The organism is Virgibacillus sediminis, from assembly GCF_042643265.1.
Classification (GTDB): domain Bacteria; phylum Bacillota; class Bacilli; order Bacillales; family Amphibacillaceae; genus Virgibacillus_O; species Virgibacillus_O sediminis.
Genome location: NZ_JBHRRZ010000039.1, coordinates 54,070 through 66,594 on the forward strand (window position 1 = coordinate 54,070; position 12,525 = coordinate 66,594).

The 12,525-nt window shown below is 42.4% G+C and carries 9 protein-coding genes; 7 read left to right on the plus strand and 2 right to left on the minus strand.

What is annotated here, in order from left to right; translation table 11 throughout:
• Positions 1 to 9: 9 nt before the first annotated feature.
• Positions 10 to 1,464 (minus strand): aldehyde dehydrogenase, encoded by a 1,455-nt coding sequence (locus ACFODW_RS16035; protein ID WP_390307803.1) that lies wholly within the window; start codon positions 1,462 to 1,464, stop codon positions 10 to 12.
• Positions 1,465 to 1,735: 271 nt separating this feature from the next.
• Here ACFODW_RS16035 and ACFODW_RS16040 point away from each other — a divergent pair, with 271 nt between their 5' ends.
• Positions 1,736 to 2,530 carry an IclR family transcriptional regulator gene (locus ACFODW_RS16040; RefSeq protein WP_390307804.1) on the plus strand — a complete coding sequence of 265 codons (795 nt, stop codon included), beginning with the start codon at positions 1,736 to 1,738 and terminating at the stop codon, positions 2,528 to 2,530.
• Between the two features lie 330 nt (positions 2,531 to 2,860).
• Here ACFODW_RS16040 and ACFODW_RS16045 read toward each other — a convergent pair whose 3' ends face one another.
• Positions 2,861 to 3,001 (minus strand): hypothetical protein, encoded by a 141-nt coding sequence (locus tag ACFODW_RS16045; protein WP_390307805.1) that lies wholly within the window; start codon positions 2,999 to 3,001, stop codon positions 2,861 to 2,863.
• A gap of 140 nt (positions 3,002 to 3,141) precedes the next feature.
• Between ACFODW_RS16045 and ACFODW_RS16050 the strand changes: the two genes are divergently transcribed.
• The 6 genes from ACFODW_RS16050 to ACFODW_RS16075 all read left to right on the plus strand — a co-directional run bounded on the left by ACFODW_RS16050 (position 3,142) and on the right by ACFODW_RS16075 (position 12,345).
• On the plus strand, positions 3,142 to 4,668 hold the full coding sequence (locus tag ACFODW_RS16050) for a Ppx/GppA phosphatase family protein (RefSeq protein WP_390307806.1): 1,527 nt from the start codon (positions 3,142 to 3,144) through the stop codon (positions 4,666 to 4,668).
• A gap of 141 nt (positions 4,669 to 4,809) precedes the next feature.
• Positions 4,810 to 6,906, plus strand: a complete 2,097-nt coding sequence (locus ACFODW_RS16055) for an RNA degradosome polyphosphate kinase (protein ID WP_390307807.1) — start codon at positions 4,810 to 4,812, stop codon at positions 6,904 to 6,906.
• 219 nt (positions 6,907 to 7,125) lie between these two features.
• A complete protein-coding gene (locus ACFODW_RS16060; RefSeq protein ID WP_390307808.1) occupies positions 7,126 to 7,917 on the plus strand; it encodes an HAD family hydrolase in 792 nt (263 codons plus the stop codon).
• 134 nt (positions 7,918 to 8,051) lie between these two features.
• Positions 8,052 to 9,545, plus strand: coding sequence for a BCCT family transporter (locus ACFODW_RS16065; RefSeq protein WP_390307809.1), 1,494 nt, complete (start codon positions 8,052 to 8,054; stop codon positions 9,543 to 9,545).
• Between the two features lie 446 nt (positions 9,546 to 9,991).
• A complete protein-coding gene (locus ACFODW_RS16070; RefSeq protein ID WP_390307810.1) occupies positions 9,992 to 10,495 on the plus strand; it encodes a hypothetical protein in 504 nt (167 codons plus the stop codon).
• A gap of 188 nt (positions 10,496 to 10,683) precedes the next feature.
• Positions 10,684 to 12,345 (plus strand): Na/Pi cotransporter family protein, encoded by a 1,662-nt coding sequence (locus tag ACFODW_RS16075; RefSeq protein ID WP_390307811.1) that lies wholly within the window; start codon positions 10,684 to 10,686, stop codon positions 12,343 to 12,345.
• Positions 12,346 to 12,525: the final 180 nt, after the last annotated feature.

The window sequence follows — 12,525 nt, forward strand, 5'->3', positions numbered from 1 at the left end:
GATATCCCCCTAAAGCTTGACTGTAATATTTGTCAGCTCTGAATAGAAATCAAAACTATGTGCTCCACCTTCACGTCCAATACCGCTCCGCTTCATTCCGCCGAATGGAGTACGCAGATCGCGCAGGAACCATGTATTGATCCAGACAATGCCGGCTTCAATCTGTGCACTTACACGGGTAGCGCGCTTGATGTCGCTGGTCCAGAGACTTGCACTCAGGCCGTAGTGTGTATCGTTCACTTGCTCTAGCACTTCTTCTTCTGTGTCAAATGGCACTACGGTTACAACCGGCCCGAAAATTTCTTCACGGACACAGCGGGACTCGCTTCCCAGCCCAGTAATAATGGTAGGCTCCACAAAGTAACCCTTGTCGAATCCTTCTGCCGCTTTGCCGCCGGTCAGGAAGGTACCGCCTTCTTCTTTAGCAATATCCAGGTAGCTGAGAACTTTCTCATAATGCTCTTTACTTACCAATGCTCCTACCTTTGTATCTTTATCAAAAGGATCTCCAACTTTCAACTCTCTTGCTTTGGCAGCAAACCGCTCCAGGAATTCATCATATGCGGAGCGCTCCACGTAAATCCTGGAACCGCATAGGCAAACTTCCCCTTGATTGATAAAGCTGGAACGAAGTGTCGTATCAATCACATCATCCATGTCAGCGTCAGCAAAAATCACGTTCGGATTCTTGCCGCCCAGCTCAAAGGAAAGCTTCTTCAGTGTAGGAGCAGCAGCTTTCATGATGGCGGTGCCAGTAACAGTTTCTCCAGTAAAGGCGATGGCATCTACGTCCTCATGAGTACTTAGGGCAGCCCCTGTTTCTCCAAATCCGTGCACCATATTCACCACACCATCCGGAACACCGGCATCTGTGCAAATTTGCGCAAGAACTGTAGCAGTCATCGGAGTTACTTCGGATGGCTTCATTACCACAGTATTACCTGCCGCAAGAGCTGGAGCAAGCTTCCAAGTCATCAGGAACAATGGAAGGTTCCATGGATTGATCAGGCCGACAACACCTGTCGGACGGCGTATTGCATAGTGGATGGCTTTGTCATCCTGCTGGTAGGATTCTGTGCCTAACGTAGTCATATAGTCGGCAAAGAAATGGAAATTGTAGGCAGCACGGTCAATATCAACTCCAGTTGACAACCATAGCGGCTTCCCTGTATCTAGTGATTCCAGCTCTGCAAGTTCATCTTTTCTCTCCAGAATCAAATCACCAATTTTACGGACAATAGCTGACCTTTCTCTAAGCGGCATGTTCCCCCACTCACTTTTCAGCGCTTTTCTGGCAACGCTTACTGCTTGGTCAACCTCTTCCTTCCCGCCTTCTGCTACATAACCTAGAATCTCTTCTGTCGCAGGGTTAACATTTTCAAACGTCTTGGCATTCTCCGGCTTCACATATTGGCCGTTAATGTAGTGTGAGCAATTCATTACCTCTGTTTTCGTGGTTTGCATCGGTAATTCCTCCTTATATATGAATAAATAATCGACTGATATATGCTGAAACTCTCTCCCATCAGCATATTCTCATTATAAATAGACAGAAAATAGATAAAAAGGTGTTTGTTCCTCTATGCGCAACGAATTTAAAAAATTTTATGTTTTTTTGAGCACTTCCTAATTGTATCCGTTAACAATTACTTATAATTAAGGTATGATTACAAATAAACATAAAAATATTTGTTCTTTTATATAGAACCATATTACCAAGGAGAGTTGAAAATCAATGACAAAGAAAAAAAGTGACCCACAAGTGCTTTCTTCCGTTCACAATGCGCTGCGGATCCTTAAGAGCTTTTCCACCTTCGAACCGACAAAGAAAGTCAGCGAGCTTGCTGTCTCGCTTGGTTTGGCAAAAAGTACGGTCAGCAGATTGATGTCCACCCTGGCCAGTGAAGGTTTTGTCATTAAGGATCCAAAAACCAATGCATATCGGCTGGGAATCTCTGTGCTTACTCTAGGCGGAATTGTCACTAACAACTTGGAAATTCATAAAGAGGCGGCCCCTGTTCTCAATAGGCTCGTCAATGTCACCGGAGAGACTGCACATTTAGCTATCATGGATGGGTTGGACACCATATATATCCACAAAGAGGAATGTCATCACCCGGTCCGTATTCTTACCCATGTCGGCAGGAGGAACCCGTCCTACTGCACCAGTTCCGGGAAAGTTCTGTTGGCTTTCGGCGATGAGCAGATTGTTGAGGAGGTTATTCAACAAGGCCTGGTTTCCTATACGAAAAACAGTATTACCGACCCAGAGGAACTTCGGAAGGAATTAAAGAGGATTCGAGAACAGCAATATGCTGTAAGTACGGAGGAACTGACCGAAGGAACCAAATCAGTAGCAGCTCCCATAAAGGATCATACAGGAAAAGTTGTGAGCGCCATCACCGTCGTAGGCCCTATCCAGCGTATGAAGGATTATAAAATATCAGATATAGCAAAAAAAGTGATAGATGCCGGAAAAGAAGCATCCGAGCGACTTGGATATGATGATAGGTACTTTAGGAGATTGTAAAAAGGATATTAGTCATTTATCGATGATATACTTTTATGAAATCTAGGATTAAGCCCCGGCCGGTGACGTACTGACTATGCTTTGGGCATCGCGGAAGAATCAACTCTTCATCGCAGAGCCACGTTCAGTTCTGGTCGCGGCCGGCTTATTACAAGGTTTGCTGCTGATTATTTGCATCGCCAACCTCCCTTGCTTCTTAGCATCCACATTTAAAACAGCTGGGACAAAATGACAGTTTTGACTCACATGATACAAAGAATCAGTACTATCACTAGAAAAACGGCCTAAGCCTTAAGATGAACGTTTCCGACTTCAGAGCTACTTAAGTATTTATTGTGACCCACCAACCCGACTATTTTCCTCCATTATTTCCCGATCCTCCACACCAAGCAGTATTTCCGAATAGCTTGTGGCATACCGAACAACCACCATACAAAAAAATTCTCCCATGATCACTGAGTCCAATTGCATTTGGACCACCTTGATTATAAGACAGTAATATGTAGAAACTGTTAAGCAGAGGTGAAATATTGGTAATGTTTATATCAGTAGTAGTCTTCCCGTTATGATATACTACAAAATAATCTAAAAACGAATGGTGGTACTGGTCAATGCAGAATTATTATTCAATAATCGATATAGGTTCCAACACAATGCGGCTAGTTATTTATGCACGGGAAAATTCGGGACGGCTACATGAGGTGGAAAACATCAAAATTGTTGCACGCCTCAGTGAGCACCTGGATAAAGATAATATGCTCACAGAAGAAGGACAGAACATCCTGATTAATAACTTAAAAAGTTTTGAAGAAGTTACTGAATCCTATCATCTGATAGAGACAGTATGTATTGCCACAGCAGCAATCCGGCAGGCTGAAAATCAAGAAAAAATAAAACATGACATAAAAGAGCAGATCGGCTGGAATCTCCGTATATTACCGGGAGATCAAGAAGCCTTTTATGGGTATCTAGCGGTAGTAAATTCAACCTCTATCAAAGAGGGAATCACCGTAGATATCGGTGGAGGAAGTACAGAAGTCACCTATTTTAAAGACCGGAAACTGGTTGAGTCTCACAGTTTTCCATTCGGTGCTTTGACCTTGAAGGAATATTACTCTAAAAACAATTCATCAGAAAAAGGCCGCATGGAACTGCGAAGATATGTAGCGGGTCAATTACAAGCACTCCCCTGGATTAAGGATAAGGAGGTACCATTGATAGGCATTGGCGGCAGTGCTCGTAACATGGCCCAAATCGATCAAAACATAAAGAGATACCCCTTGGCAGGGCTGCATCAGTATAAAATGAATGACAGTGATATATCCCGAATATCCAGCTATTTATCTTCTTTATCATTAGCGAAACGCCAAAAAGTCGAAGGTTTATCAAAGGACCGCGCCGACTCCATCCTGCCCGCGGTAGATGTGTTTCATTGTATTTATGAGGAAATCCAAGCAACTTGTTTTGTGTTGAGCAGAAAGGGGTTGCGCGACGGGGTTCTATATGAACAGCTATTCCAGAAGCTGGAGCAGCCTGTACTGCCTGATGTACTCAAAAACAGCATGAGTGAACTGGTAAATGACTTCAACCGAAGCAGCCAGCAAATAATTCATGTCCACCATCTATTACAGAAAATCTTTAAAGCTTTTCAGTTGAAAGGAATAGGATCGTTGACTAAGCAGGACTGGAGTATGCTTGAGCTGGCAGAACATGTTTATTACCTTGGAAAATATATTGATTCTGAGTCAAGTGCCCAGCACACCTTCTATTTACTTGCCAATCGCTCTATCGACGGCCTTATGCACAGGGACCGGATAAGATTAGCATTAATTGGTTCATTTAAAAGCAAAACTGTCTTTAAGCAATTCTTGGAACCATACAAAGATTGGTTCTTGAAAGAAGAAAGAAAAAAGCTTCGTTTACTTGGCGCATTGCTGAAATTCTCCTTTAGTTTAGACGCTACTAAACGACAGGTGGTCCAGGACATTGACTTAGAATTCAAGAAAGATGGACTATTGCTGACCTTATACTGCAATAAAGATTATATTCCTGAAGAATACCAGGCAGAAAAGCAGAAAAAACATTTGGAAAAAGCATTGAACACTCGCATCCTTTTATCTTTCACCTCCCTTTCTTAGAAGGGAAATAACGAAAGCTTTTAAAAATTTACAATAACTTTACATTTAAAATATTTATTTCCCCTCATCTATTCAATATAATGAATAGGTAATATTCACTATATTAAATAGATATTAGGATTTTGAAGGGGATGATAAAGAATGGAAAGCGAAGATGAGCTAAAACAACTCGATAACCCCTTATATTATAATAACCGGGAAATCAGCTGGCTTGCGTTTAACAAGCGGGTGCTAGATGAAGCTTACGACATGAAAAACCCCTTGCTGGAACGGTTGAAATTTCTTGCCATTTTTTCTTCCAACTTGGATGAGTTTTTCATGGTGCGGGTTGCCGGGTTAAAGGACCAAGTAAAGGCAGGATATAATAAGCCGGATAACAAAGCTGGAATGACACCAAAACAGCAACTGAACCAGATTACTGAAGAAAACCAAAAACTTGTTCATGAGGAGTACAAGTTATTAAGCGAAATGCAGCCCCTGTTTGAAAATGAAAAAATAGAATTCAGTTCCATAGAGACACTATCAAAGCAAGAGGAAAAGCAGTTGGAAGATTATTTTGAGAATAATATTTTTCCAGTGCTCACCCCTATGGCGATTGATGCCTACCACCCTTTTCCGATGCTATCGAATAAATCAATCAATCTAGCCGTCCTGCTGGAAGATCAGTACGACCCAGAACACACCACCAAGAAAACAGCTATTGTACAAGTCCCTTCTGTTCTGGACCGATTTATTCCATTTGGTTCGGAGGGAAGGTATCTTCTGCTTGAAGATATTATCAGTCATTTCATATCTAAACTGTTTAAAGGCTATATTGTCCTTTCCGTAACGGGATTCCGCATTACAAGAAATGCAGATATGACCATCCATGAAGAGGGAGCTAGAGATCTGCTTAAGGAAATAGAAAAAGAATTGAACAATCGAAAGCGAGGGGCTGCCGTCCGCCTCGAAGTCCGTAATCATAAATATGATGAAGAGATTGTCGGATTTTTGCTTCAAGAATTGGAAATTCACAAAGATGACTTATATATCGTGGACGGACCGCTTGATTTAACCTTTTTGTTTGGCTTTTATAAAAAAGTTAAAGAAAATAAGGAACACCTAGTTTATCAAACACTAATGCCTCAGCATCCCCAGGATATCCATGAGGAGGAGAGTGTATTTGAGGCTGCTAATAAAAGAGATATCTTCCTCCACCATCCCTATGAATCATTTTCACCGGTTTGTGAAATGGTTACAGAGGCAGCAGAAGACCCGGAGGTATTAGCGATTAAGCAAACGCTTTATCGGGTCAGCGGGGACTCTCCAATCATTGAAGGATTGAAACGGGCCGCTGAGCAAGGAAAACAGGTTACGGTCCTTGTTGAACTGAAAGCCAGGTTTGATGAAGAGCAGAATGTTCATTGGGCAAAGGAACTTGAAAAAGCCGGATGCCATGTGATTTATGGCATGACTTCCCTAAAAACTCATAGCAAAATAACATTAGTGGTACGCAAACATAGGGGAAAAATAGAACGTTATGTCCATTTAGGCACGGGGAATTACAATGATTCGACAGCCAAACAGTATACGGATATGGGATTGATTACCGCAAAACGGAAATTCGGAATGGATGCAACCAATTTTTTCAATTACTTGAGTGGTGTTACAGAAAAGCCTGATTTTCACCATATTTCCATCTCCCCATTTGATGTAAGAAATGATTTTATTAAGCACATAGACCAAGAGATCAGATTCCATAGGAAGCTGGGAAATGGGCATATCATAGCCAAAATGAATTCCCTGACAGATAAGGAGCTCATTAAAAAATTTTATGAAGCCTCCCAGGCCGGAGTGAAAATCGATTTGATTGTCAGAGGCATTTGCTGTCTGAAACCGGGTATAAGAGGTCTGAGTGAAACAATAAATGTCTTAAGTATTGTCGGTCGATTTCTGGAGCATAGCCGGATTTATTATTTCAACAGCAATGGTGTTAAAAAAATCTTTCTCTCCTCTGCCGACATGATGACCAGGAATATGGATAAACGAGTGGAAATCTCCTTTCCTATTTACGAACGTTCTATTAAAGGAAGAATTAGAGAAATACTGGAAATTATATTAAACGATAACGTCAAAGCAAGGGAACTGGACAGTGACGGCACCTATCACTACGTCCGCCCGGCTGCAGGATCAGAAAGGATTGAAAGTCAGTTAAAACTATATAATATGGCTTATCAGGTGCTTGAAGATGAGGAGTAATACATACGAAATGCATGTAAGATTTAATTGAATATATGAATTTCTATGCGACCATCTTTATTCTAGTCCCCGTCCTTATACTTGTTCCTGCGCTGGTCCCTTCCAGCGCCGCTTTTACTCTTTTAACCCCCTAATCTTTAAGAAAATAACACACCCACTTCAAAAGCCCTTTACATTTCAGTGTTACTCTGTAGGTATCATATGATGAGGAGGCACTATATGGAGGCGCGGGCGATTTTTATTGATATGGATGGAACACTGCTAACTACCTCAAATGAAATTTCCCAACGTAACATGGAAGCAGTTTATAAGCTTATTAATCAGGGGGTAAAAGTTTTCCTAGCTACAGGACGCCAATATGAAATTACAGCCCCCTATCATTCCGCACTTGGCTTGCAGACCCCGATGATCTGCCTTAATGGAGCTGCCATTCATGACGGACTTTCAGGTAAACCCATATTGACACGGCCTATCATCCTTGATGAGGACCACTTCCACCAGCTGACTGCCAAAGAAACCTGCAACAATATTCTCATCCATACGACGGAAGGGCTCTATTGTAGGCGCATCAGTACGGAGGTAGATGAATGGACCAGGGAAGGCGGAGTCCCTCCCCGCTATATCGGTGACCTAAAAGAAGCGGACTACCGGGACGTATTGAAATACAGCATACGGACTGGAACTAAAAGTTTAGAACTTTCCCGTAGGTTTAAAGATAAGGGGCATGTAATAGACTGGGAGGATGGATTTGAGATCGTCGCGCCTGGGGTATCAAAATGGTCGGCTATCAAGAGACTGCTCCAAGTCTACGGTATAGATAAGAAGGAAGCGGTTGCCATCGGAGACGGACCGAATGATATCCAAATGCTGCAAAACGCCGGCACAGGGGTTGCCATGGCAAATGCCCTTCCTACGGTGAAGGCCTATGCTGATTTCGTCACCAATCACCACCAAAAAGACGGCTTGGCCGAATTTATTGAACATTATCTGATAAACTCTTTTGCCGTGTAAAAGCAATCCAGACCCCGCCTTGTATCTAACAGGGGGGTTTTTTCGTTTTCGGAGCCCAAACTGCATACCTCCCCTGAATATAGGCATAATAACAGCGTGATTATAATATATTCCACACACTCAGGGGGATTACCATGAAAAGAGTCTCAAGTGTTTTTTATATAACCGCGGCCCTGATTATAATTGCAGTCCTGCTGGGATCCTTATTTCCCGAAAATGCAGAGCGGATAACTGGTGAGGTAAACTCGTTCCTGTCTGCTACGTTTGGGTGGTATTACATGTGGATCATGGTCGGCTTTATCTCTGTTTCATTTTTTATTGCCTTCAGCCCCTATGGGAAAATCCGCTTGGGACAAGATGAGGACCGTCCGGATTTTTCTACCACATCATGGATTGCCATGCTTTTTTCTGCAGGACTTGGTATCGGCCTTGTCTTCTATGGTGCAGCCGAGCCACTGCTTCATTCCTTTTCGGATGCACCCGTATCAGAAGCGGGGTCGGACCAAGCTATAAAGGAAGGGATGGCTTTTACCTTCTTTCATTGGGGGCTGCATGGCTGGGCGATGTACGGGATTGTAGCCCTCACTCTAGCCTTTTTTCAGTTCCGTAAAAGGGAGCCAGGTTTAATCTCGGCTACTTTGAAGCCGCTTTTTGGCGATAGGATGAAAGGCCCTGCAGGCAAGGCGATTGATGTGCTTGCAACCTTTGCGACCATATTTGGTGTAGCAACCTCTCTCGGACTAGGTGCAGCCCAGATAAACGGCGGACTATCCCATTTATTCGGATTGGAAGTAGGCTTTATTAGCCAACTGATTATCATTTCGATCATAACCGTGCTGTTTCTCATTTCTGCCTGGTCGGGCTTAAGTAAAGGAATCAGGTATTTGTCCAATACGAATCTTATCTTGGCGGTAGTATTATTTTTCGGTGTATTGTTCATCGGACCGACCCTGCTGATTCTTAACATGCTTTCTGAGACATTCGGCTATTACGTCCAGAATATCCTGCAGATGAGTTTCCGTACTGCCCCTCTTGGTACAGATAACCGGGACTGGCTCGATGCCTGGACAATTTTCTATTGGGCATGGTGGATATCATGGGCGCCTTTTGTAGGAATGTTCATTGCTCGGGTTTCCCGTGGGAGAACAATCAGACAGTTTATGGTAGGAGTAATGATCGTTCCAACGATAATCTCTGCCATATGGTTTGCAACCTTCGGGACGACGGCTGTAAGCGTTCAGCAAAGTGGTGTAGACCTAACACAGTATCCATTGGAGATACTTACATTCCATATGTACGATAATCTCTCCTTTTCCTTTTTGTTATCACTGTTATCCATTTCCTTGATCCTGACTTTTTTCATTACCTCTGCTGACTCGGCAACGTTTGTCCTAGGAATCCAAACCACTAACGGATCCCTCACTCCTGCCAACAGCGTTAAAATTGTCTGGGGACTGGCACAGTCATCAGTAGCAGTCGTCCTCCTCTACGTAGGAGGACTAACCGCATTGCAGAACACCATCATTGCTGCTGCTTTCCCTTTTTCTTTCATTGTTATATTAATGGTTGTTTCACTGCTGAAAGGTTTGAATAAAGAACTAAAGCTGATGAAGAAGCAGAAAATATAAGCCTCCGTCTCAGTGCATTAAATATTCCGTGTATTAATATACAAGTCTTCATTTGTAGAGAGCCCCTTCACTTAGTTAACCCGATATCTAGGTGAAGGGTCATCGTCTATGTCTAAAAGTCTGCTGCCGTTAATGCCCTCTTGTCCTCCCTCCAGCGGCAATTGCTATGGCCATCAAGTTCTTATGAGCCTCTATTTTCCTTTTATTCACTTAACCATCCAAGCCATTCCCAGTCTATCTAGCTTAGCCTCCTCCTAAATATTGAAGAACCTAGGAAGTCAATCCCAAACTCAACTATTTCCTTCTAAAGGGAAAGAGCATGATAAATTCCCGTAATTTGTAAAAAAACATCGATAAATAGAAAACGATTATAGCAGGGATTTTAAAGGTTTTGTAGAAATGATGTTATAAGGCATTTGCAACACAACATAAGGATGGTGAACAAAATGTTAAAGAAGGACTTATTCAAATGGCTGCCGCGTAAAGATCAACTAACATGTGAGAGAAAACTGTCACGGGTAATGAAACGGTTAAGAGTCCGGAACTTCAACTTTAACTGGGATCGTAAAAGCTGCTTCATTGAATTCCGTTACCAAGAACGTTCCTATCGTTTGGAACACTCTATAGAGAAAGCAAAAAAACGGGGTATTTTCTTAAATAATGGGCTGGATTGCTTACTGGAGTTGACGAAGTCTTTGGAAGACCTTTGCGGGATTATTGAAAGAGGAACATATCCATTCGAGGCATGGATAGCCGGAATGGAACAAGCAACAGCACAGGAAGAAGAAATCTCTGAATACGAAGAAGAGTTTCATATCCGCTACAGGTCAACCGGAAAGCAGACTCCTTCCGACTACCAGCATCATGACCAGCTCACCCCTTTTGACCAGGACAGCCCTTTGCGATTCAATCATCCGGAGCAGATTCTTCAATCAACTGATCGGAAATAAACTTCTATTAACTTGTAACTTTAAAAATTCACGGCTAAAGCATATAACTTAACAGCGAACACAAACGTAAACACCTTCTTTACGTTTGTTTTTTTGTGATTCCATAGGAAATGTAAATTTAATGTAAAGTTTTCGGCTACTCTATTTACAAAACACAGCCTGTCGTTAACAATAAGAGTGTCACTCTGATGACAGATTTCGACATAGAAAGGCAGGTAGTGATTTTGGAATTAGATGTACAGACATTGATTTTTGAATTTATTGGGGGATTGGGTATTTTCCTCCTTGGTATAAAGTATATGGGAGATGGCCTGCAGAAAACAGCAGGTGATCGTTTAAGAGACCTTCTGGACAAATTCACCAGCAATCCTTTTATGGGTGTGTTGGCAGGTATTGTGGTAACCATTCTGATTCAGTCAAGTACAGGAACGACCGTATTGACCATCGGACTGGTAAATGCCGGATTTATGAGCTTCAGACAGGCGATTGGGGTTATTATGGGGGCCAATATAGGCACCACCGTCACTGCATTTATTATTGGTATTGATATTGGAGAGTATGCACTGCCAATCGCAGCTCTTGGGTCTTTTTTGATATTTTTCTTTAAAAATCTAAAGGTGAATCATATTGGACAGACTATTTTTGGATTTGGTGCATTATTCTTAGGGTTGGAATTTATGAGTAGTGGAATGTCTCCGCTTCGTGAACTTCAGGCATTCCAAGACTTGACAGTAAGTATGAGTTCCAATCCTATTCTTGGGGTCGTAATCGGTACGGTATTTACGGTCATTGTACAAAGTTCTTCGGCCACCATCGGGGTTCTACAGGGATTGTTTGCACAGGGAGCTATTTCCTTGGATGCAGCATTGCCTGTATTGTTCGGAGATAATATCGGTACCACCATCACAGCTGTACTTGCCTCCATCGGGGCGTCTGTAGCTGCAAAGAGGGCTGCACTGACACACGTAACTTTTAACCTTATTGGAACAGTATTAGTCCTTCTGCTGTTGGGCTTGTACACACAGTTTGTTGCCTATCTCCAGACAACACTTGACTTGAACCCAGAAATGACCATTGCGTTCGCCCATGGAAGTTTTAACTTGGCAAACACCATTCTTCAATTCCCATTCATTGGTGCGTTGGCATGGTTGATGACAAAATTGGTTCCAGGTGAAGATGTCATGGTCGAGTATAAGCCGCAACATCTGGATCCTATTTTCATCCAGCAATCATCCACACTAGCCCTTGACCAGGCAAAGCAAGAGGTTGTACGGATGGGCGAATATGCATCCAAAGGGCTGGAAGAAACGAATCTCTACCTGACCACAAACCAAACTAAACATTCAGAAATGGCCATGCAAATTGAAGGTGCATTAAACAACTTGGACCGTGAGATTACTGATTATCTAGTCAACATCTCTACAGAATCATTGTCCGAAGCGGATAGCAGCAGGCATACAGCCCTGATGAATACCGTCCGGGATATTGAACGGATTGGAGATCATTTTGAAAATCTCATTGAACAGGTCGACTATCGCAAATCACATAAAGTGCATCTTACAGAACAGGCAATGATCGAACTGAACAATATGTTCGACTTAACCATCCTTACAGCAAAGCAAGCTGTAAAAGCTTTGGAGGATAATGACAGAGCATTGGCTCTTGACGTCCTGAAAAAAGAGGAAGAAATAGATAAGATGGAGAAAGAATACCGCAGAAAACATATCATTCGTGTAAATGAAGGACAGTGCAGCGGAACTGCGGGGATTGTGTTCGTTGATATGCTCAGCAACTTGGAACGTATTGGGGACCATGCCGTGAACATTGCCGAAGATGTACTCGGCGAATAAACAAGCTATACTTGCAGAGAAGCCTTTGGTTTTTCTGCAAGCTTTTTTATTTATCCGGATATTCCCAAATACTTGATAGACTTTTTATATTAGTTATTATGGAAAAAAGAGGCATGGTAAATGGAGGTTCGTCTTTAAAAGACGGAAATGGCTCTTTTCTTTAATTTCATGTAAAATGTG